22 protein-coding genes, 2 tRNA genes and 1 pseudogene are annotated in these 21,811 nt (G+C 61.0%); 20 read left to right on the forward strand and 5 right to left on the reverse strand.

Features of this window, described 5'->3' with window-relative positions; genetic code table 11:
* Position 1: 1 nt before the first annotated feature.
* Entirely contained in the window at positions 2-688 is a 687-nt protein-coding gene (gene gpmA, locus K3166_RS13280) for a 2,3-diphosphoglycerate-dependent phosphoglycerate mutase (protein WP_221422659.1), read from the reverse strand.
* 35 nt (positions 689-723) lie between these two features.
* Positions 724-879, reverse strand: a complete 156-nt coding sequence (locus K3166_RS13285) for a hypothetical protein (RefSeq protein WP_221422660.1) — start codon at positions 877-879, stop codon at positions 724-726.
* A 112-nt stretch (positions 880-991) separates the two neighbouring features.
* On the opposite strand from K3166_RS13285, the gene K3166_RS13290 reads away from it, so the two are divergent.
* From K3166_RS13290 to K3166_RS13305, 4 genes are all read left to right on the forward strand, one after another.
* Positions 992-1,066, forward strand: a tRNA-Thr gene (locus K3166_RS13290).
* A gap of 148 nt (positions 1,067-1,214) precedes the next feature.
* Entirely contained in the window at positions 1,215-2,384 is a 1,170-nt protein-coding gene (locus tag K3166_RS13295) for an acyl-CoA dehydrogenase family protein (protein ID WP_221422661.1), read from the forward strand.
* 32 nt (positions 2,385-2,416) lie between these two features.
* A complete protein-coding gene (locus K3166_RS13300) occupies positions 2,417-2,884 on the forward strand; it encodes a PH domain-containing protein (protein ID WP_221422662.1) in 468 nt (155 codons plus the stop codon).
* Complete coding sequence (locus K3166_RS13305) at positions 2,881-4,407, forward strand: PH domain-containing protein (protein ID WP_221422663.1); 1,527 nt, start codon at positions 2,881-2,883, stop codon at positions 4,405-4,407. Before K3166_RS13300 ends, K3166_RS13305 begins: the two co-directional genes overlap by 4 nt.
* On the opposite strand, the gene K3166_RS13310 is transcribed toward K3166_RS13305, so the two are convergent.
* Positions 4,404-4,697 carry a GNAT family N-acetyltransferase gene (locus tag K3166_RS13310; protein WP_247714664.1) on the reverse strand — a complete coding sequence of 98 codons (294 nt, stop codon included), beginning with the start codon at positions 4,695-4,697 and terminating at the stop codon, positions 4,404-4,406. The two genes, K3166_RS13305 and K3166_RS13310, sit on opposite strands and share 4 nt — an antisense overlap.
* Before the next feature lie 52 nt (positions 4,698-4,749).
* Between K3166_RS13310 and K3166_RS13315 the strand changes: the two genes are divergently transcribed.
* Positions 4,750-5,757 (forward strand): threonine aldolase family protein, encoded by a 1,008-nt coding sequence (locus K3166_RS13315; RefSeq protein WP_221422664.1) that lies wholly within the window; start codon positions 4,750-4,752, stop codon positions 5,755-5,757.
* Positions 5,754-6,698: a DMT family transporter gene (locus K3166_RS13320; protein ID WP_221422665.1), complete on the forward strand. Its 945-nt coding sequence runs from the start codon at positions 5,754-5,756 to the stop codon at positions 6,696-6,698. The genes K3166_RS13315 and K3166_RS13320 overlap by 4 nt, the downstream gene beginning before the upstream one ends.
* Here the strand turns inward: K3166_RS13320 and K3166_RS13325 are convergent.
* Positions 6,682-7,467 (reverse strand): Rossmann-fold NAD(P)-binding domain-containing protein, encoded by a 786-nt coding sequence (locus K3166_RS13325; RefSeq protein ID WP_221422666.1) that lies wholly within the window; start codon positions 7,465-7,467, stop codon positions 6,682-6,684. The genes K3166_RS13320 and K3166_RS13325 overlap by 17 nt on opposite strands.
* Before the next feature lie 43 nt (positions 7,468-7,510).
* On the opposite strand from K3166_RS13325, the gene pepN reads away from it, so the two are divergent.
* From pepN to K3166_RS13370, 9 genes are all read left to right on the forward strand, one after another.
* Positions 7,511-10,162, forward strand: coding sequence for an aminopeptidase N (gene pepN, locus K3166_RS13330; protein WP_221422667.1), 2,652 nt, complete (start codon positions 7,511-7,513; stop codon positions 10,160-10,162).
* Positions 10,155-10,817 carry a peptidoglycan editing factor PgeF gene (gene pgeF / locus K3166_RS13335; protein ID WP_221422668.1) on the forward strand — a complete coding sequence of 221 codons (663 nt, stop codon included), beginning with the start codon at positions 10,155-10,157 and terminating at the stop codon, positions 10,815-10,817. The genes pepN and pgeF overlap by 8 nt, the downstream gene beginning before the upstream one ends.
* A gap of 217 nt (positions 10,818-11,034) precedes the next feature.
* Entirely contained in the window at positions 11,035-11,607 is a 573-nt protein-coding gene (gene petA, locus K3166_RS13340) for a ubiquinol-cytochrome c reductase iron-sulfur subunit (RefSeq protein WP_221422669.1), read from the forward strand.
* A 23-nt stretch (positions 11,608-11,630) separates the two neighbouring features.
* The gene (locus K3166_RS13345) at positions 11,631-12,926 is read left to right on the forward strand and encodes a cytochrome b (protein WP_221422670.1); all 1,296 of its coding nucleotides are present in this window, start codon (positions 11,631-11,633) and stop codon (positions 12,924-12,926) included.
* A gap of 18 nt (positions 12,927-12,944) precedes the next feature.
* A complete protein-coding gene (locus K3166_RS13350; protein ID WP_221422671.1) occupies positions 12,945-13,796 on the forward strand; it encodes a cytochrome c1 in 852 nt (283 codons plus the stop codon).
* Positions 13,797-13,882: 86 nt separating this feature from the next.
* The gene (locus K3166_RS13355) at positions 13,883-14,419 is read left to right on the forward strand and encodes an adenine phosphoribosyltransferase (RefSeq protein ID WP_221424135.1); all 537 of its coding nucleotides are present in this window, start codon (positions 13,883-13,885) and stop codon (positions 14,417-14,419) included.
* A 93-nt stretch (positions 14,420-14,512) separates the two neighbouring features.
* Positions 14,513-16,366 (forward strand): cation:proton antiporter, encoded by a 1,854-nt coding sequence (locus tag K3166_RS13360; protein ID WP_221422672.1) that lies wholly within the window; start codon positions 14,513-14,515, stop codon positions 16,364-16,366.
* Positions 16,367-16,374: 8 nt separating this feature from the next.
* Positions 16,375-16,989 carry an OmpA family protein gene (locus K3166_RS13365; protein WP_247714801.1) on the forward strand — a complete coding sequence of 205 codons (615 nt, stop codon included), beginning with the start codon at positions 16,375-16,377 and terminating at the stop codon, positions 16,987-16,989.
* 56 nt (positions 16,990-17,045) lie between these two features.
* Positions 17,046-17,119: transfer RNA gene (locus K3166_RS13370), tRNA-Gly, on the forward strand.
* Between the two features lie 26 nt (positions 17,120-17,145).
* Here the strand turns inward: K3166_RS13370 and panC are convergent.
* The gene (gene panC / locus K3166_RS13375) at positions 17,146-17,997 is read right to left on the reverse strand and encodes a pantoate--beta-alanine ligase (protein WP_221422674.1); all 852 of its coding nucleotides are present in this window, start codon (positions 17,995-17,997) and stop codon (positions 17,146-17,148) included.
* An 89-nt stretch (positions 17,998-18,086) separates the two neighbouring features.
* Here panC and K3166_RS13380 point away from each other — a divergent pair, with 89 nt between their 5' ends.
* The 5 genes and pseudogenes from K3166_RS13380 to K3166_RS13400 all read left to right on the forward strand — a co-directional run.
* Positions 18,087-18,899 carry a division plane positioning ATPase MipZ gene (locus K3166_RS13380; protein WP_221422675.1) on the forward strand — a complete coding sequence of 271 codons (813 nt, stop codon included), beginning with the start codon at positions 18,087-18,089 and terminating at the stop codon, positions 18,897-18,899.
* The gene (locus tag K3166_RS13385) at positions 18,896-19,204 is read left to right on the forward strand and encodes a J domain-containing protein (RefSeq protein ID WP_221422676.1); all 309 of its coding nucleotides are present in this window, start codon (positions 18,896-18,898) and stop codon (positions 19,202-19,204) included. The genes K3166_RS13380 and K3166_RS13385 overlap by 4 nt, the downstream gene beginning before the upstream one ends.
* Positions 19,194-20,597: a phosphoglucomutase/phosphomannomutase PgmG gene (gene pgmG, locus K3166_RS13390; RefSeq protein ID WP_221422677.1), complete on the forward strand. Its 1,404-nt coding sequence runs from the start codon at positions 19,194-19,196 to the stop codon at positions 20,595-20,597. Before K3166_RS13385 ends, pgmG begins: the two co-directional genes overlap by 11 nt.
* Positions 20,598-20,620: 23 nt before the next feature.
* The gene (locus tag K3166_RS13395; protein WP_221422678.1) at positions 20,621-21,427 is read left to right on the forward strand and encodes a DUF2059 domain-containing protein; all 807 of its coding nucleotides are present in this window, start codon (positions 20,621-20,623) and stop codon (positions 21,425-21,427) included.
* A gap of 19 nt (positions 21,428-21,446) precedes the next feature.
* Positions 21,447-21,811: pseudogene (locus tag K3166_RS13400) on the forward strand (hypothetical protein); the annotation flags it as partial.

The following is a 21,811-nucleotide window of genomic DNA, read 5'->3' on the forward strand; positions in this document are numbered from 1 at the left end:
ATCAGCTATCCTTCAGGTAATATCGTTCGCCGGCGACCTTCGTCCCGTCGAAATCGTAGATAATCGGCTGTCCGGTCGGGATTTCCAGCCCGGTGATCTCGTCGTCGGAGATGTTCGACAGGTGCTTCACCAGTGCGCGCAAGCTGTTGCCGTGGGCAGAGATGATGACATTCTCTCCCTTGGCCAGCTGCGGCAGGATCGCTTCTTCCCAATAGGGCAGCACGCGTTCGATGGTGAGTTTGAGGCTTTCGGTGCGCGGCACGTCGATCCCCGCGTAACGCGGGTCGTTCGACAGGTCGAATTCGCTACCCGGTTCAAGTTCGGGCGGCGGCACGTCGAAGCTGCGGCGCCAGATATGGACTTGCTCGTCCCCGTGGCGCTCGCGCGTTTCCTGTTTGTCGAGACCGGTCAGGCCGCCATAATGGCGTTCGTTCAAATGCCAGTCGCGGGTCACCGGAATCCACGAGCGGTCGCAAGCATCAAGCGCGATGTTCATTGTCCTTATTGCGCGTTTCTGGACACTGGTGAAGGCGACCGTGGGCAGAACGCCCTTGGCTTTCATCAGTTCGCCCGCCTCGCGCGCTTCTGCTTCGCCCTTTTCGGTCAGGTCGACATCCCACCAGCCGGTGAAACGGTTGGCGAGGTTCCACTCGCTCTGGCCGTGGCGAACAAGAATAAGCTTGGACATCGTCGCTCCGTTCATCCCCTCAGGAGCAAGGCGCGTTAGCTGGCATCGCCCTGATTGGGAAGGGCATCGCCGTCCGATTCGCGGATTTCACTCTGGAGCCCCCTGGCCTGCGACTTGCGGCGGCGCAGGTTCTCACGAAGTTTCGCGGCAAGGCGTTCTTCACGGGTCATCTTGTCGTCGGGACTGTTCATGGCGCAATCTTTTGCGAATTTTGCATCACGCTGCAAGCGAAGGTTGACTTTCGCGGCGCCGGTGACAATAGCGCGCGCCTCCACCTCGCAAGCATTCTTGCGCAGGTTATGTGCCGCGGTAGCTCAGTGGTAGAGCGCACCCTTGGTAAGGGTGAGGCCGAGAGTTCAATTCTCTCTCGTGGCACCATTTTCCCGTTTTTGTTTTGGACCCTCAGGCGCGCGGTGCGCGGCCTTCGCCGCGGCGGCCGTTCGGCCTTTGGCTGACGCGACCAAGCGACTTGCGTGCTGTGCCTGCTTCGTGCAGCGCTTTGCGAGCAAACGGGGAGTATGCACCGATGGATTTCCGCCTGACCGATCAGCAGCGCGAGCTTCAGGATGCCGCGCGGACTTTCTCGCGCAAGGAACTGCCGGATCTGGCGCGGGAGATGGAGGAGAAGGACTTCCCCGTTCCCGCCGATATGGTGCGGCGATACGGAGAGATGGGGTTCCTCGGCGTCAATCTGCCGGAAGAGTACGGCGGCCTGGGCCTGGGCCATGTCGAAGCGCTGCTGGTGCTCGAACAGTTCGCGATGATTTCGAATGCGGTCGCTTTCCCGATTTTCGAGGCGCTGGTCGGGCCGGTACGCACGGTGGAGCGGTTTGCCTCGGGTTCGCTCAAGCAGCAGATCCTGCCTCAAGTCATTTCGGGCGAAGCGACGGTGGCGGTCTCCATGTCGGAACCGGACGCCGGAACTGCGCTCACCGATCTCACCACGCGTGCTCAGCAGCATGGCGATCATTACATCCTCGACGGCGCCAAGCGCTGGACCTCAGGTGCGGGCCACGCGCGCTACTATGTTGTCTATACGCGCCTGTCCGATGCGCCGGGTGCGAAGGGCATCGGCGCATTGCTGGTCGACAAGGAAATGGACGGGGTGAGTTTCGGCAAGCGTGAAAGCCTGATGGGTTTTCGCGGTATCGACACCCGCGACATCGCGTTTGACGGGGTGAAAGTCCCCAAGGGCAATGAAATCGTGCCGGCTGGCGGCTTCGGCAAGCTGATGAGCGCCTTCGGACTGGAGCGCTGCGGCAATGCCACGCAATCACTCGGCCTCGCAGCTGGCGCGCTGGAGCAGGCCACGGAGTATGTGCAGGAGCGCAAGGCTTTCGGCAAACCGATCGTCGACTTCCAGGCGGTCCAGATGCGGCTGGCGGAAATGGCGATGCAGGTGGAGGCGGCGCGGCTCCTGATCTACCGCGCTGCGGCCAATGCCGAACATCTCGAAGGCGGGCTACCGAGCGTTTACGAAAGCTCGACTGCGAAATGCTTTGCCAATGAAATCGTGCGGTCGGTTACGGCGAACGGGATGCAGGTGATGGGCGGCTATGGCTATCACAAGGAATACGGCATGGAGCAGCGCGTCCGCGACGGTTTTGCGTGGGGTATCGCTGGCGGAACCACCGACGTGCAGAAAACCAATATCGCCGCGGCAATCGTCGGGCGCAGGTTTGATCAAAGGCGTTGATCGCCAAGGCTGTATTGCATAGGCAGGACGCCATGGACGATACAGCCGAACTTACCCAGCTCGACCCGCGCTACAAGACAATGATGCGGCTGGTTGCGGCCGTCGCTGCGCTTGGTGTGCTTAGCGCAGCGAGCGCAGCCGAACTGGTCATCCCGGGGTGGACCGGCGTGTTCTGGGTCCCGGCAGCGCTGTTTATCCTGTACCTCGTCGTGTGGCTGCCGATGCGCCGCTATGCGACGCGCGGGTATACGCTTGCCGAAGAGCGGCTGCGCGTGGTGCGGGGCGTCCTGTTCCGGTCCGATACCGTGGTCCCGTTCGGGCGCGTCCAGCACATCGATGTCGATCAGGGACCGCTGGAGCGCGCGTTCCATCTCGCCACGCTGACCGTGCATACGGCAGGGAGCCACAATTCCTCCGTGTCGTTGCCCGGATTGGCGCATGAGGATGCGATGGCCATGCGCGAGGAAATCCGCGCGGCAATCAGGCGCGACACGCAATGAGCGAAAGCTCGCGCGAAGCCAGGCGCACTGATCCGCGGACCGTGGTGGTCCAGGCGGCCAGCTACATCATCAGCTTCGTGCCTGCGGCGATTGCGATCTTCATCTTCACCCGCGACGAAGCGGACAAGATGGCCTTTATCGTACCGGTTCTGGCGCTGCTCATTGCCGTGAACATCGGCGGGAAATACCTTCAGTGGACCCGGTTCACCTATGCGACCGGCGACGCTGATATCCGGGTCGAGAAGGGTCTCCTGTCGCGCGCGGCAAGGTCGGTCCCTTACGAACGCGTCCAGGACGTAAGCCTCGAACAGAAGCTGGTCCCGCGCCTGTTCGGCCTCGTGGAAGTGCGGTTCGAGACGGGTGCTGGCGGCAAGGAAGACCTCACGCTCGCCTATCTGACCGAGGCCGAGGGGGAACGGCTGCGCGAACTCGTGCGCGAGCGGCGTGAAGGCACCGTCCCTGCCGGAGAGGTCGCGGCAACGCAGGTGCAGGAGACAGACGATGCGCCGCCGCTTTTTGCCATGGACGAAAAGCGGGTATTCACCTTTGGAATTTTCGAATTCTCGCTGGCGGTCGTGGCCGTCATCGGCGGTCTGGCCCAGCAGTTCGAGTTCTTGTTGCCCTTCGAGCTGTGGGACATCGATGGATGGCAGGAACGGCTGACCGGACCGGGACAGCAATTGGCCGGGCTTGGGCCGCTGGCGCAGGCTATTGGCATAATTTTCGCGCTGGCAACGTTGGCAGTGCTTGGCTTTGCAACAGGTATCGTTCGCACTGCCCTGAGGGAATGGGGCTTCCGGCTGGACCGGACCGACAAGGGGCTGCGCAGGCGCCGCGGGCTGCTGACGCGCACCGATCTGGTGATGCCGGTCCACCGTGTTCAGGCGCTGCGCCTGGAAACCGGTTTCCTGCGGCGCCTGTTCGGTTGGTACGGCCTCAAGGTCATCAGCCTGGCGAGCGACAGCGGGGCAGCAAATCACGAAGCCGCGCCCTTTGCGCAAATGGACGAGATTGCGCCCATCGTCGCCGAGACAGGCTTTGAATTACCTCCCGAAAACACGCAATGGCACCGCGCAATGGACCGTTACCGGCTGGACAAGATGTTACTGGCAAGCGCGCTGCTGCTGCCTGCGACCGTGCTCACGATCTTCATCGCCGATTCCATCCAGTGGCTGATCCCGGCAGGCCTTCTTGGTGCAGCTATCCTGCATCACTGGTGGCGCTGGCGGCATGACCGGCATGCCATCGACGCGAAGCAGGTCTACAGCCGCCACGGCTGGTTTTCACCCAGCCTTGCCATCGGTTCGCGGGTGAAGCTGCAATCGGCCGAGATCCTGCAAGGACCCATTGCGCGCAGGCGCGGCTATGCAAGTCTGCTGTTCGGCCTAGCTGGCGGTAATCTGCGTATTCACGGAATGCCCCTTGAAACCGCCCGGCTCTGGCGCGTCCAAATTTTGGATAGCATCAGCGGAACCGATTTTTCCGATCTGCTGGAGCCGGGAGCAGAAGCTCAGGCCGCCTAGGCTCGCAGGCCTGACAAATCGGGATTACGGCGGAAATAGCTTTCCACGTAAGAGCAGTCCGGCGCGATCTTGAAACCGTCCTCGCGCGCATCGGCGATCATGGCCTTGACCAGCTTGGCCGCGACGCCTTTCCCGCGCGCTTCGGCCGGGACAAAAGTATGCGTGGCATGGCGGACGTTGCCATTCTTACGCCACGTCAGTTCGGCCTCACGCTCGGCTCCCTCGACGCCAGTAAAGTAACGGCCTTGGGTTTCATCGCCCTCGTGCTGAATTTCAATCGTATCGCTCACGCAAATTTCCTTTCTGTGCAAGCAACGCCGCGCGCGCTAGTGGCGTTCCAATATGAGCAAGCAAGCCCAGTTCCTGTCCGACAATGCCGCCAGTGTGCACCCCGCCGTATGGGACGCGATGCGCGCGGCCGACGATGCCGATGCGCCCTATGACGGTGATGCGCAAAGCGCTGCACTGAACGAGAAGTTTGGCGCTCTGTTCGGGCGTGAGTGCGAAGTGTTGTGGGTCGCCACGGGCACGGCGGCAAATTGCCTGGCGCTGGCGTCTATGGTGCAGCCGCATGGCGCAGTGGTCTGTCATGAAGAAGCGCACATCGAAATGGACGAAGGCGGCGCGCCGGGGTTCTATCTTCATGGTGCAAAGCTACTGCTGGCAGATGGCAAAAGCGCCAAATTGACGCCCGGCGACATTCGCGCTGTGATCGACCCGATCCGCGACGATGTGCACCAGGTCCAGCCGCACGCAATCTCAATTACGCAGGCCAGCGAATATGGCTGTGTCTACCAGCCCGAAGACATCGCTGCCATTGCCGGCCTCGCCAAAGAGCGGGGCCTTGCCCTCCATATGGACGGTGCGCGTTTCGCCAATGCTGCCGCGTTTCTGGACCGGCCTGCCGGCGAGGTCGCGGGCGACGTCGATGCGCTGAGCTTCGGCTTCGTCAAGAACGGCGGAATGACGGCTGAAGCGATCGTCTTCTTTGACTCGCAGATGGCCGATGTTGCCCGGTATCGCCGTAAGCGGGCAGGCCATTTGCAGAGCAAGGGCAGGTACCTTGCCGCCCAGCTGCATGCGATGCTGGACGGAGATATCTGGCTGAACAATGCGCGTGCAGCCAATGCGGCGGCGCAGGAAGTGGCCGGCGCCTGTGCAGAGCGCCTGATGCACCCAGTCCAGGCCAACGAACTGTTCGTTCGCTGCACTGCGCAAGAGCGCGAGGCTCTTCGTGCCCAAGACTTCGCCTTTTACGATTGGGGTGATGACGCTGCCCGGTTCGTAACGGCGTGGAATACGCAAGAGGCAGATGCACGCGCCTTGTCTGCTGCGATTTCCGGCCTGTGAGCGCGTCTGCCGGTTCCGAAAGCCTGCTGACACCGCGCAATCTGGCGGCCTTTTTGCTGGTGAGCGTAATCTGGGGCGGCACGTGGCTGGTTATCCGCGATCAGATCTCGGCAGTCCCGGCGCAGTGGTCGATCACTTACCGGTTCATGGTTGCCGCGGCTGGCATGTTCGCATTGGCGGCTATTCGCCGCGAACCGCTAAGCCTGAGCCGCGAAGGGCAGAAGTGGGCCGCAATCCTTGGCGTGCTGCAATTCACGCTCAACTTCACGTTCGTCTATAACGCCGAACACTTCATTACCTCCGGGCTGGTCGCGGTGATGTTCGCCTTGCTCGTCGTGCCCAACGCACTGCTTGGGAAATTCCTGCTCGGCCAGCGCATTACCGGTGCATTCGTCCTGGGATCGAGCATCGCGGCAGTCGGAGTGGCCTTGCTGTTCCTGCAAGAATACCGTGCTTCTCCGGCGACTCTGCAAGAGGTCGTGATCGGGGCCATGCTGACGATCGGCGGGATTCTTTCTGCCAGCGGTGCCAATATCGCCCAGGCCATGGAAGGCGCCAAACGACAGCCGTTCATCACCTTGCTCGCATGGGCCATGCTGTGGGGCGTGTTCATCAACCTGGCGCTGGCACTGGTGACCGCTGGCCCGCCGCAATTCGATTCGCGGCCCTCCTATGCGCTCGGCGTGATCTATCTCGGCCTGTTTGGTTCGGTCGTCACTTTCCCGCTCTATTACGGTTTGGTGCGCAAGGTCGGGGCAGGACAGGCTGCCTATTCAAGCGTGATCGTGCCGGTCGTCGCGATGATCCTTTCGACCCTGTTCGAAGGCTTCATCTGGGGCCCGCTTCCGGCGATTGGCGCCGTGCTGGTTCTGGGCGGCATGGTGGTGGCGCTGAAGGGGCGGGCATCCTCGCCGCCGCGGCGCGCTACGCCGGAGCCATGATGGCAGCCAGCCCTTCGCGGTAGGTCGGGTAGGCAGGCTTCCAGCCAAGCACGCGTTTCGCCTTGATGTTCGCAACCCGCCTGTTCTCGGCATAAAACCCGCGCGCCATGGGCGAAAGATCGGCCTCATCGATGGTCTTGAGCGGAGGCGGATCAACGCCGAGCAACCGGCAGGCTTCTTCGATTACGGTATTCTGGCTTGTGGGAAGATCGTCCGACAGATTGTAGGCACCTGACGGGGCGCCGCCTTCAATTGCAGCGACCACGCCCGACACGATGTCATCGACATGAATGCGGCTGAATACCTGTCCCGGCAAGTCGATGCGGTGGGCCTTGCCTTCCCGCACCCTGTCGAACGCGCTGCGTCCCGGACCGTAGATGCCGGGCAGGCGGAAGACCCGCGCGCCCATCTCCATCCACCGAGCGTCGCAATCTGCCCTCGCCGTGCGCCTGCCGCCGCCAGTGGGAGACGCTTCATCGACCCAGGCCCCGTCCACGTCACCGTAAACGCCGGTGGAGGAAAGGTAGCCCAGCCATTTGCCGCCCAGCAGTTCGACGTATTTGTCGATTACAGGATCGCTGCCGTCTGCAGGCGGGACCGAGCTGAGGGTATGCGATGCACCGGCAATCGCGCCGCGAACCGCGTCCTCATCATCGAAGGAAATATTGCCGGAGCTTCCGGTCGCGTCCACAAGCCATCCAGCTCCGCGCAGCGCTTGCGCAATCCGCCCTGCCGTGTAGCCGAGACCAAAGATGAACAATCGGGCCATCGGCGCGTTCTAGCTCAAAGCCTACCAAAGCACAGGATTAAACATGGATATCGCGCGAACTCCTTCGAACCCCGATGGCAATATCGAGATGGCAGACGCCGCAGGCGAGCCGCATAGTCCACCTGAAATCCGGCGCGAGGATTACCGCCCGTTCCCGTGGCTGGTGCCTGAAACCCGTCTGGAGTTCGAGCTTGGGCTTGAAAGTACGCGTGTCCGCTCCAAGCTGACAGTTGCCCGCAATGCCAAGGCTGACCATTCACCGACCATTCGCCTCAACGGCGATGGGATCGAGGCCACCAGCGTGATGGTCGACGGCGAACCGGCCCAGGCATTCACGATGGATGGCAGCGATCTGATCCTGACTCTGCCCGGCGAAGCGCACGAAATTGCCATCGAGACCGAGATTGACCCTTCCGCCAACTCGCAGCTCATGGGCTTGTTCGCCTCGAATGGAATGCTGTGCACCCAGTGCGAATCCGAAGGGTTCCGGCGGATCACCTTCTTCCCCGATCGTCCCGATGTGCTCAGCGTCTTCACGGTCAGGCTGAGCGGCGCCAAGGCACAGTTCCCGATCCTGATGTGCAACGGCAACCGCGTTGATGAGGGCGAGGACGGCGATGACCACTGGGCTGAATGGCACGATCCATGGCCCAAGCCGTCATACCTGTTTGCCCTGGTGGCCGGCGATCTGCTCGCCCGCACCGACAGCTTCACCACCATGAATGGACGCGAAGTCGAGTTGAATGTCTGGGTGCGCGAAGGCGATCTGGACCGCACCGAACACGCGATGGAAAGCCTCAAACGCTCCATGAAATGGGATGAAGAGACGTTCGGGCGCGAATACGATCTCGACCTTTTCAACATCGTCGCCGTGTCCGATTTCAACATGGGCGCGATGGAGAACAAGGGCCTCAACGTCTTTAACACGAAATACGTGCTGGCCGACCCTGAAACCGCCACGGATGGCGATTTTGACGCTGTAGAGGGCGTGATCGGCCACGAATATTTCCACAATTGGTCGGGCAACCGGATTACTTGCCGTGACTGGTTTCAGCTTTCGCTCAAGGAAGGCTTCACCGTCCTGCGCGACCAGCTTTTCAGCCAGGACATGCACAGCGAACCGGTGAAGCGGATCGAAGACGTCCGCGTTTTGCGCGGGGTGCAGTTCCCGGAAGATTCCGGCCCGCTGGCACATCCCATTCGCCCAGACAGCTACCGCGAGATCAGCAATTTCTATACCTCGACCGTCTACAACAAGGGCGCCGAAGTTATTCGCATGATGCGCACGATGGCGGGCGAGGAAGCGTTTCGGAAAGGCACCGATACCTATTTCGACCGGCATGACGGCGAAGCGGCAACCTGCGAAGATTTCATCACCTCGATCGAAGACGGCGCCGGGCTTGATCTGAAGCAATTCCGTCTGTGGTATTCGCAGGCTGGAACACCGAAAGTCACGGCCGATCTCTCGCATGATAATGGTGAAGCGGTCCTGCGGCTTGGGCAGCAAGTGCCGTCCACTCCGGGCCAGCCGAACAAGAAACCCATGCCAATTCCGCTGAAAATCGCGTTGTTCGACCGCGAGACCGGCAAGAATTCTGGCGAACAATTGCTCATCCTCGATAGCGATACGGCTGAGCACCGTTTCGCAGGCTTCGACAAAAAGCCCGTCCTTTCGATCAATCGCGGCTTTTCAGCCCCCGTCACGATCCAGCGCGACATCGATCGTGACGAGCTGCTGTTCCTTGCTGCCAAGGATGATGATCCGTTTGCGCGTTACGAAGCGATGCAGGATTTGATCACCGGACACCTGGTCGCCTCTGCGTCGGGCGATCTCGGCGATGACGAGCGGGTTTCTGCACGGGCGGATATCGCCACTGCGCTGAGCGCGGTTATCGCCGACGGCAGCCTTGAGGACCTGATGCGCGGCGAATTGCTGTTGATGCCGAGCCAGTCCTATATCGGTGAACAGCTCGAACTGGCTGATCCGGGCCGCATCCATGCCGAACGCGAATCGCTGAAAGCGGCGATCGGCACCTCATTGCATGATGAGCTGGTGCAACTGCACAGCCGCGTCAGCGACGTGCCTTTCTCGATGGACGCGCAGGCGAAGGGCGCGCGCAAGGTAAAGACCGTCGCGCTCACATATCTGGCCGCCGCTTCTCCCGAATTGGCCGAGACCATGGCAGCAGCCCAGTACGATGCCGCAGACAACATGACCGACCGCCAGGGCGCGTTGATGGTGCTGACGGGCCTGGAGGGTGTGGAGCGGACGAACAAACTGCTCGACTTCTACAACCGTTATGAAGGCAATGCGCTGGTCATCGACAAATGGTTCGCGTTGCAGGCATCTTCGTTGCACCCCAATGTGGTCGAGCATGTGAAAGCGCTGGCGGACCATCCTGATTTCACGCTGCGCAATCCGAACCGGGTGCGTTCGCTCTACATGGCTTTCGCGGCCAATCCGCACGGATTTCACATCGAAACAGGGGAGGGGTACCGCATGATCGGCGACCTCATCCTCGAGCTGGATCCGATCAATTCGCAGACTGCCGCACGGTTCGTGCCCCCGCTTGGGCGCTGGCGGCGGATCGAAGCGGGCCGCGCCGCCATGATGCGCGATCAGCTCGATCGGATTGCGGCGTTCGACAAGCTTTCGCGCGATACATACGAACAGGTCTCCCGCTCCATTGGCTGAGATTATCCGATCGACTGCGCTGGGGCGGGTGCCGCATGGTTTCTCCGCTAGAGAGGCGCTTGTGCACGACGATATCCTCCCCGGCGCGCCGCTCGCCTTGCTGGAGCAAGTCCATTCGAGCGAGGTCTGCGTCTTGCATGAGTTTACTGCTGACAGGCCGCAGGCTGATGCCCTGGTCACCGACCAACGAGGCTTGCTGGTCGGAATTGTCACGGCAGATTGCGCGCCGGTCCTGTTGGCCGATGCTGAAGCAGGCGTCGTAGCGGCAGCTCATGCCGGCTGGCGCGGCGCTCATGGCGGCATCTTGGAGAATACGGTCGGCGAAATGGAGCGCCTTGGCGCCCGCCGCGACCGCATCGTTGCGGCCATCGGGCCGACGATTGCGCAGCAAAGCTATGAGGTGGACAGCGCCCTTAAGTCCCAGTTCGAAGCCGCTGACGAACGATTTTTCGCACCGGGCAAGGACGGCCGGTTCCAGTTCGATCTGCCAGCCTATGTAGCTGACCGGCTCGCCAAGGCCGACGTGGACCGAATCGACGATCTCGCCCTCGATACATACGGCGAACCGGCGCGGTTTCACTCTTACCGGCGCGCAACGCACCGCGGACAGCCGTCTGCCGGACGCCAGCTCAGTGTAATCGGCCTCACGCCATAGTTGCACGAAACCGAACAGCCGTCGCCAAAATGGCGGTTGGCAAGGTGGCGCAATAAGGCTAGAGGCCCGGACCAAACCGGGACACCGGGGGCATTCGCACAGGCTTTTTTAGCATGGGTATTGCCCGGTCGGAGTTTTCCGGCAACGGATCGCAATTCTTCTCCGCCGCGCACGCTTTCGGGCGTCCGGCATTCAAGGCAGGCAAGGCAACGCGCTGATGGCAGATACGACTGCAACCGCTTCCAACGAAACCGTGGCCACGACCGATGATGGTATCCGCCGCCGCGATTTCCTAGATATCGCAGCTGTAGGAACCGCCGCTGTCGGCGGCGCGGCCGTGCTTCTTCCCCTGGTGAGCCAGATGGCTCCGTCGAAAGACGTGTTGGCCGCGAGTTCGACCGAAGTGGATGTTTCCGCGATCGAGCCGGGACAGGCTATCAAGGCAGTATTCCGCAAGCAGCCGCTGTTTGTGCGCCGCCTGACACCTGCGGAAGTGCAGGCAGCAAACGCCGCGCCGGTGAGTTCGCTGCGCGACCCGGAAACCTTGGAAGAACGTACCAAGGAAGGTCATGCCGACATGCTCGTGACGATGGGTGTCTGCACCCACCTCGGCTGTGTGCCGCTTGGTGCTGCAGAAGGCGAAGTTAAGGGCGAATTCGGCGGCTATTTCTGCCCCTGTCACGGTTCTCATTACGATACCGCGGGCCGTATCCGCAAAGGCCCGGCACCGACAAACCTCGAAGTGCCGGAGTACGAGTTTACCTCGGACACCGTCATTCAGGTCGGCTGAGCTAAGAGACGAGAGACAAGATCATGAGCTTTCCTTGGGCACGCGAATATAATCCGAGCAACGGTTTCACCCGTTTCCTCGACGAGAAGCTTCCGCTTCCGCGCCTCATGTACAACGCGGTTGGTGCCGGTTACCCGGTCCCGCGCAACCTCAGCTACTTCTGGAATTTCGGCGTCCTCGCCGGGTTCTTCCTGGTGGTGCAGATCGTCACCGGTGTAGTCCTTGCGATGCACTATGCGGCAAACGCACAGGTGGCTTTCGCAACGACCGAACACATCATGCGCGACGTCAACTGGGGCTGGCTCATGCGCTATGCCCACGCCAACGGTGCCAGCTTCTTCTTTATCGTCGTCTACCTGCACATCTTCCGCGGCTTCTTCTACAGTTCGTACAAGGCCCCGCGCGAAATGATCTGGCTGCTCGGCGTCACGATCTTCCTGCTGATGATGGCAACTGCCTTCATGGGCTACGTCCTTCCCTGGGGCCAGATGAGCTTCTGGGGCGCGAAGGTCATCACCGGCCTGTTCGGTGCGATCCCGCTGGTGGGCGAGCCGATCCAGGTATGGCTGCTCGGTGGCTTTGCTCCCGATAATGCTGCCCTGAACCGCTTCTTCAGCCTTCACTTCCTGCTGCCCTTCGTGATTGCAGGCGTTGTGATCCTGCACATCTGGGCTCTGCACATCCCGGGTTCCTCGAACCCGACGGGCGTCGAAATCAAGACCGAGAGCGATACCGTGCCCTTCCACCCGTACTACACGGCGAAGGACGGCTTCGGACTGGGCGTTGCACTGCTGCTGTTTTTTGCGATGGTGTTCTTCCTGCCGAATGCGCTCGGACACCCGGACAACTATATCGAAGCGAACCCGCTTTCGACCCCGGCGCACATCGTCCCTGAATGGTATTTCTGGCCGTTCTACGCGATCTTGCGCGCCTTCACGGTGGACTTCTTGTTCGTTCCGGCGAAGCTGATGGGCGTAATCGCGATGTTTGCGTCGATCCTGCTGTGGTTCTTCCTGCCCTGGCTCGACAAATCGCCGGTTCGCAGCGGCCACTATCGTCCGCTGTTCCGCAAGATCTTCTGGTTTGGCCTGATCCCCGCGATGATCGTTCTGTTCATCTGCGGCGGTGCACCGGCTGAAGAGCCCTATGTGATGCTCAGCCAGATCGCGACGGCCTATTACTTCCTCCACTTCCTGGTGATCCTCCCGATCGTCAGCAGCGTGGAGAAGCCGGAGCCGTTGCCATATTCGATCACCGAAGCCGTGCTCGGCTCGGACAAGAAGGCCGTCCTCGGCGAAAACACGACGCCGGCCGTCTAAGCGAGTACGAGAAAGAACATGACCAAACTTCTTAGCATTCGCCTGGTTGCCATCCTTGTCGGCCTCGGCTTCGCCGCTGCCGCACTCTGGGCGCTTGCCGTCGGCATCTACGCCTTCGCAACCGAAGAGCCGGCTGGGCACCTGCCTTACGAAAAGCCGATGGATATCGCCTATTCGTTCGACGGTCCTTTCGGCACTTGGGACAAGGCCCAGCTTCAGCGCGGCCTGAAAGTCTATGACGAAGTGTGCGCAGCTTGTCACAGCCTCAAGTTCGTGGCTTTCCGCGATCTGGAACAGCTCGGTTACGATGAAGGCCAGATCAAGGCCTACGCCGCTGCCAAGCAGGTTCCCGGAATCGACCCGAATACCGGTGAAGCGTCCATGCGTCCCGGCTTGCCGACGGATTATTTCCCGTCGCCTTATCCCAATGCGGTTGCTGCCGCTGCGGCCAACAACAACGCGATCCCGCCGGATCTCTCGCTGATGACCAAGGCGCGCGGAGACGGCACGAATTATGTCGCGTCGTTGCTGATGGGCTATCAGGCACCTTCGGCAGAACTGCTTGCAGAACATCCCGAAGCAGCGCCTGGACCGGGCCTGCATCACAACCCTTACTTCCCGAATCTCAACCTCGCCATGGCACCTCCGCTCACGACAGATGGCCAGGTCACTTTCGATGACGGGACAGAAGCGACGATTGAACAGATGTCCACCGACGTCGCCGCCTTCCTCGCCTGGACCGCAGAGCCGACCATGGTGAAACGCAAGCAGACGGGTTGGCCAGTCCTGATCTTCCTCCTGTTTGCCACGATCCTTGCCTATATGTCGAAGCAACAGATCTGGTCGGCGGTGAAGCCCAAGAAGCGCTAAAAGCCTGCCAGCTTGTACAAAGTACCGAACGCCCCTCCATCCATTCGATGTGAGGGGCGTTCTTCGTTTCAGGGAGAATGGACGAGATGACACCGGATGAACTCAAGTCGCTGGTGCGGACCATTCCCGACTTCCCCAAATCGGGCATACAGTTTCGTGATATCACCACGCTCATCGGACATGGTGAAGGCTTCAGGGCGAGCGTTGCGTGGCTCGCTGACCGCGTCTCGCAAAGCGGTGCGGACGCTATCGCGGGCATGGAGGCGCGCGGATTCATTTTCGGGGCGGCAGTTGCATCGGCGCTAACGCTGCCGTTCATCCCGATCCGCAAGCCCGGCAAGCTTCCCATCGAGACCATCGGCGTCGACTATGCGCTGGAATACGGTAGCGACCGCCTGGAAATGGACCCCGGCTGCATCGCGGCAGGCACTACGGTGGCGATTGTCGACGATTTGCTCGCCACCGGGGGCACCGCCTGTGCCGCGACCGAACTGCTGCGCAAGGCAGGCGCGCGGGTCGAAACGGCGACTTTCGTTATCGACCTTCCCGACCTTGGTGGAGGCACTCGCCTCGAGGGCTGCGATGTGCGCGTCGATGCCTTGATGCAATTCGAGGGTGATTGACTGCAAATTATTGCCAGACTTGGATATAGTTCGGATTTCGGGCATTGGGACCGAGTGGCCTTCGCCTGAAGGCCCGCTGAATTTGCGAGGGGCATGGAACAGACACTAGTCATAGCCTTGGTAGGCATCCTTGGGATTGGCGCGCAGTGGCTTGCGTGGCGAACCGGGCTGCCCGCCATCGTACTCATGCTCATCGCGGGCTTTCTCGCCGGGCCGGTGTTCGGGATTTTCGATCCCGAGCATGCGTTTGGCGAACTTCTCGAACCGATGGTCGCGGTAGGCGTTGCGCTCATCCTGTTTGAAGGCGGGCTGAGCCTCGATTTCAGGGAACTGCGACATACCGGCAGCGCGGTCATGCGGCTGGCCACGGTCGGGGTGGCACTGGGCTGGCTGCTCGGCGCCTTGGCCGGGATTTACATCGCCGGTCTCGCTCCCGAAGTGGCGATCCTGTTTGGCGGCATCCTTGTCGTGACCGGTCCGACCGTGGTCATTCCCCTCCTGCGGCAAAGTTCGGTCCAGTCGCGGCCAGCTTCGATCCTGAAATGGGAATCGATCGTCAACGACCCGACCGGCGCTTTGTGTGCGGTCATCGCGTATGAGTATTTCCGCAAGATTGCTGAACAACCCGGCGCTTCGCTATTCGAAGTCGTACCTCCCCTCATCATCGCGGCGATTCTCGCCGGCCTGATCGGCTATGTGGCCGCGCTCGCGATCGCGTGGGCATTCCCGCGCGGTGCCGTGCCCGAATATCTCAAGGTTCCGGTACTGCTGACCGCCGTGGTCGGCGTATTCGTGGTTTCAAACCTGATCGAGCACGAGGCTGGCCTCGTTGCTGTGACCGTGATGGGCGTCGCGCTCGCCAACATGAACGTGTCGAGCCTGCGCTCGATCCATCCGTTCAAGGAGAACATAGCCGTTCTCCTCGTCTCCGGCATCTTTATCCTGCTGTCTGCCTCGCTCAGAATAGAGGACATCCAGTACATCAACTGGCAGATTGCACTGTTCCTGCTGGCACTGCTGTTCGTGGTGCGCCCGGCGACGATCCTGATCAGCCTGCTCGGCACGAACATCCCGTGGAACGAGCGCCTGTTCCTTGGCTGGATCGCTCCGCGCGGTATCGTACTCGTGGCGATTTCGGGCCTGTTCGCTTTGCGCCTGTCGGACCTCGGGTTTGCGGATGGGAATCTACTGATCGGCCTGAGTTTCGCCGTGGTGGTGGTAACCATCGTGGCACACGGGTTCACCATCGACATCGTAGCCAAGCTCCTCAAGGTGAAGGGCGCGACAAGGCCCGGCATCCTGATCGTCGGAAGCACGCCCTGGACCATCTCACTTGCGGAACAGGTCCAGGAGATGAAAGCGCCGGTGCTGATCGTAGACCCCAGCTGGCAACGCCTCGCCCTTGCCCGTCAGAAGGGCATTCCGTTCTATCACGGAGAAATCCTGAACGAAGCGACCGAGCACAATCTGGAGCTCGCGCCCTACCAGAACCTGGTGGCTGCAACTGAAAACGAGGCATACAACGCGCTGGTCTGCAATGAATTTGCGCACGAGATTGGCCGCGATTCGGTGTTCCAGCTGGGCGAAGCCGCCCAATCGGACGATCGCCATTCGCTGCCCGAAAGCCTGCGCGGCCGTGCGCTGTTCGAATCCGGTTTCGGCGTGGAAGACGTGTCGGAGCGGCAGCGCCAAGGTTGGATTTTCCGCAAGACCAAGCTGTCGGATGAATTTGATTTCGAAGATGCTCGGGAACGCTTGCCCGATGCTGCGAACATGTTGCTGCTGACCCGCCGCGACGGGACAATCCGCTTCTTTACCCACGCCGCGCGCCCCGAACCGCGCGCGGGTGACACCATCCTCAGCTTCCTGCCGCCGCAGACGCGTACCGCCGAAGAAAACGCCGCGCGCAAGAAGCCTGGGAAGAAACAAGGGATCGAACCGGCATGAACCGGAAAATGAAGACACTGACGAAAGCGCTGGCCATCGGCTTGGGCGTGACCTCCCTTGCCTCGTGTGGCCGCGAACCCGCGCCTGAACCAACGCCTACGCCTACAGATAGTCCGCGCTCGATCTTCGAGGGCGAGGGGGTCACCACAGAAACGCCCGCACCCGTGCTTCCGCCGTTAGAGACGACCCTGGGTTTTCCCGACGGGACTAGCGATTTGACAGAGTCTGCGCGGGCGGAACTCGCAACGGTCCTGAGATCGGCGCAATTCGCCGACGGTGGCCGAATAATCTTGCGCGGGCACTCTGATTCAGCCGGGAGCGACACTTCCAACCTCGAGGCGTCTCGGGAGCGCGCCGAAGCGGTGCGCGATTTCCTTGTCGAAAACGGTGTTTCTCCAGAGCGGATCGAAATCATCGCATTTGGCGAACAAAATCCGGTTCAGCCGAACGCTCTTCCCGATGGCAAGCCGAACGAATCGGGGCGCGCTGCCAATCGGCGGGTGGATTTGGTCGTGCAAACGGGTGCGATCTTGCAAGATGACGGGCGCAAGCCCACTTTGATCGAAGCAATTTCCGAGGGTCAGACCGAGGCAGACGAAGAATCCGAACCAGCCAGCGAATGACCTGTTGACGAAGACAGCATCGCGGTGGCATCTGCCCATCCGCCCAACCGATATGAGCGGGTATAGCATAGTGGTAATGCTCTAGCCTTCCAAGCTAGCTAGAGGGGTTCGATTCCCCTTACCCGCTCCAATCGGCAGATGCGCGGCCAAGCCTGCCTAGCGGATTGCCATATTATCTATCAGGCGGGTCCCGCCGATACGTGCCGCTACGAAAAGTCGGGCGTTCCCGTTGTCGCTCGATAGCGGTTTCAGATTATCGGCATCGCGCACTTCGGCATAATCCACGCTGTCAAAACCTGACACCTTCAGCGTCTCGCGCAAATTACCCAGTGCACGCTGGGTGTCGCCGCCGCCAGCCAGGACCGCGATCGCATCTTTCATCGCTTTTGGAAGCGCCGCGGCATTGCTGCGCTGTTCGGGCGAAAGATACGCATTGCGGCTGCTCATCGCGAGGCCGTCAGCCTCGCGGACGATCGGCACTCCGTGGATCGTATCCACCGATGGCATCGAGAGATCGAGATCACGCGCCATTCGGCGGATGACGGCGAGTTGCTGCCAGTCTTTCTCTCCGAAAAATGCCATGTCGGGCAGAACCTGGTTGAACAGTTTGCACACGACGGTGGCGACACCATCGAAATGGCCGGGCCGGTCCCCTCCGCAAAGGCCTTCGCTGACCACCGCAACGGAAATATTGGTCGCATAGCCCTCGGGGTAGACTTCTTGCGGCGGGGGCGCCCACAGCAGCGAGGTGCCTTCGGTTTCGAGCAGTTCGGAATCGCGGGCAAGCTGACGCGGATAGGCATCCAGATCCTCTCCCTCGCCAAATTGGCGCGGGTTGACGAAGATGGACGCGACCACATGGTCCGCAGCCTCTTTCGCCTGCCTGACAAGAGTGAGGTGCCCTTCATGCAGCGCCCCCATCGTGGGGACGAGCGCAATCGTGCCGCCGCCAGAACGCAGTTCTGCAACCGCGCTCCTCAACACTTCCAGTTCACGGGCCGTTTGCACCTATCTATCCCCTTGGATATGGACCGGGTTCCAATGCTCTAGCGCCCTGTACGGGACTGCATCAACCATTTGCGAGTATCATCAGCCAAGTGTCCCAAACCTCTCCCCACTGGATTACCCTTGCGAACGAGAAGGGCGGCACCGGCAAGTCGACCACTGCCGTCCACATCGCCGTTGCGCTGGCCTATCGCGGCGCTGATGTGGTCGCGTTCGATCTCGACCATCGCCAACGCACTATGTGCCGCTATTTCGAGAACCGTGCCGAAACCGCTGCGCGCCGGGCAATCGAATTACCGACTGTGCGTTGCCACACCATCGAAGATATGGACGAAGAGGCTTTCGGACCTTTCGTCGAAGAACACGCCGCCGGCGCGGATTTCATCGTCGTCGACACTCCGGGCCGCGATGACCCCTTGGCGCGCTATGCCGCGACGCAGGCCGATACTCTGGTCACGCCGATGAACGACAGTTTCGTCGACTTCGACCTGATCGGGCAGGTTGAAGGCGAAACATTCAAGGTCAAGAAACTGTCCTTCTATGCGGAATTGATCTGGGAAGCCCGCATCAAGCGGGGCCGGGCGCAGATCGAACAGCAGCGAGATCCGATGGACTGGATCGTCGTGCGCAATCGCACGGGACACACCGAAGCTCGCAATATGGCGCGCATCGAACAGGCATTGGCGGAAATGTCCAAGCGCGTAGGATTCCGTACTGCCAAGGGTCTGTCGGAACGCGTAATCTACCGCGAACTGTTTCCTTCGGGACTGACTCTGCTCGACAAGGGGCATCTTGGCGATCTGGGCACGAGTCATTTGGTCGCGCGGCAGGAATTACGCAGTCTTGTTGCAGCGCTTCGGTTACCCGGCGGCGCTAATCCAGCAAAAGAGGAAGCCGCCCAGTGATCAAGTTTCTGCTTATTGTGGGCGCCCTGTCAATCCTGTGCCGTTGGGCTCTTGGCAAATGGCCTTGGGCTTATCTGAGCGCACAACCCACGCGTGAACAGGCGCTGTTCCGTGCTCGCAAGCTGCTGAACGTATCGGCCCGTGCGGATCACCGTGAGGTGCGCGATGCGCACCGCCGGATGGCGGCTTTGCTCCACCCCGACAAGGGCGGCGACAAGGCGCAGATGCAAGAACTCAATGCCGCCCGCGATATGCTATTGAATGAACTCCCTTACGAAGCCCCGGAGCCCCGCGATGAGCCATGAATTCGACCCCACAGTACTGCGCGAATACGATATCCGCGGCATTATCGGCGAAACTCTGGGCGCCGACGATGCGCGCGCGATCGGTCGCACATTCGGCTCCATGCTGCTTGCCGAAGGCGCCAGCCGGGTGGCCGTTGGCTATGATGGCCGGGTCAGTTCACCCATGCTCGAACATGCGCTGGTCGAAGGGCTGACGGCGGCAGGTTGCGATGTGCTGCGCGTTGGGATGAGCGCGACGCCGATGCTATATTATGCCGAAGCAAGTGACCGCGATGTGGATGGCGGCATCCAGATAACCGGCAGCCACAATCCCCCCAATTACAACGGCTTCAAGATGGTATTCCAGGGCCGCCCGTTTTTCGGCGCTGACATCCAGGAATTGGGACGTCTTTCCGCTGCGGGCGAGTGGGCGGATGGCGCCGGAGAGGTCGATGAACGTGACATCATGGACGAATACATCGGCCGGATCGTAACCGCGCTCGGCGGGATCGATGCCGAGCTCCTCGAAGGGATCCGCGTGGGCTGGGACGCCGGAAATGGCGCTGCAGGCCCTGCGCTCGAAAAGCTGGTCGCCAGGCTGCCTGGCGAACATCACGTCCTGTTTACCGAAGTCGATGGAAATTTCCCCAATCATCATCCTGACCCTACTGTCGAGGAAAACCTTGCCGATTTGAAAAACCTCGTCTCCGCAAAAACCCTCGATTTCGGAGTGGCTTTCGACGGTGACGGAGACCGGATCGGTGCGATCGACGGTGAAGGCCGGGTGATCTGGGGCGATCAGCTGCTGATGATCTATGCCGAGGACCTGCTCAAGACGATGCCGGGCGCCACGATTATCGCCGATGTGAAGGCCAGCCGTGCCCTTTTCGATCATGTCGCCGCGTGCGGCGGACAGCCCCTGATGTGGAAGACAGGCCATTCGCTAATCAAGTCCAAAATGAAGGAAACTGGTTCGCCGCTGGCCGGTGAAATGAGCGGTCACGTATTCTTTGCAGACGAATATTATGGATTCGACGATGCGCTCTATGCCGGCGTTCGCCTGATCGCGGCATCGGCGCGCCTGGGGCGGTCAGTCACGCAGCTGCGCAGCGATATGCCGCAGATGATCAATACGCCGGAGCTGCGCTTTCAGGTCGACGAGAGCCGCAAGTTTGCAGCCATCGCAGAGGTCGAGAAGCGTCTCGCTGACAGTCCGTACGAAGTGAACGGCACGGACGGGGTTCGGGTCAATACGCCGGACGGCTGGTGGCTGCTGCGCGCCTCGAACACGCAGGATGTGCTGGTTGCGCGCGCGGAAAGCGACACCGAGGAAGGTTTGAAGCGCCTGGTAGCCCAGATCGATGAACAGCTCAGGCTGTCCAGTCTGGAACGCGGTGAAAGCGTAGGACACTGAATTCGAAGTTGGAGGGTCGTATTATGAAGAAATGGATGTTGGCGCTAGGCGCGCCGCTGGTTCTGGCTGCGCAGCCGGTATCGGCCCAGAAAGACAGCGCGGAAGATGCGCAGGCGATGGCGACGTTGATGGAAGCGTTCGCAGCCGAGCCGCTTACTCCCGAAGAAGAGGCGCGGCTTCCCCTCGCAGAAACGGTCGTCGCGAAAATGTTGCCTCCGGGTTCCATGAAGAAGGTGATGGATTCCACCTTTGGCGGGCTAATGGGCCCATTTATGGACATGGCAGCCGCGGCCGGCCCCAATCTTGTCGATCATATCGGTTATGAAGAATCCGAACTCGAGATCTCCGAAGAAAAGGTGAAGGAGGTCGCCGCAATCGTCGATCCGAACTGGCAGGAACGTCAGAAGCGCGAGATGGCGCTTATGCAATCGGCGATAGGCGAGGTGATGGAGGCGATGGAGCCAGCCATGCGCAAGGGCATGAGCGAGGCATATGCTGTGACGTTTACCGATGCAGAACTGACTGACCTCAATGCATTCTTCTCGACCGAAACCGGCGCATCATTCGCCAGCAAATCGTACGAACTTGCCAATGACCCGCGAGTGATGGGCGCGGCAATGTCCACGTTGCCCTCGATGATGGAGCAGTTTGCCGCGATAGGTGAACAGATGAAAGTCGCGATGGCGGACTTGCCTGCCAGAAAGACGTTCGAGACATTGTCCGCATCGGAAAAAGCGCGCTTGGTGGCCCTGACTGGCTTGAGCGAGGAAGACCTCGAGATCGGAATGGAAGTCGCCGCCGAAACAGCTGCCGAGGACGGCCCATTCTAGAGCCGATCCGGAGCGGTTGGTGCTGATGGGCTGGCCATGGTCAGAGCTTGGCATCGCGGCGACACCTGACAAGGACGCGATCCGTGCGGCCTATGATGCGAAGCGCGCACAGATTGATCTGTCGATGCAAATCAGCGCTTTCGCGCGCCTGACAGAAGCGCGCGAAAAAGCGCTGTTCCTCGCCTCGGAGATGCAGCGCGAGGCTGAACGCAAAGAAACGGCGCCGGATGGAGGCCCGGTGGCTGAACCGGCTGTGGAGAGCGCGCCGATTGCTATGGAAAAATCCGCGGCTGGGGCCAGTCCGCCCGAACCCGAACCCGAACCCGAACCCGAACCCGAACCCGAACCCGAACCCGAACCCGAACCCGAACCCGAACCCGAACC

Source organism: Qipengyuania psychrotolerans (assembly GCF_019711355.1).
Classification (GTDB): Bacteria; Pseudomonadota; Alphaproteobacteria; order Sphingomonadales; family Sphingomonadaceae; genus Qipengyuania; species Qipengyuania psychrotolerans.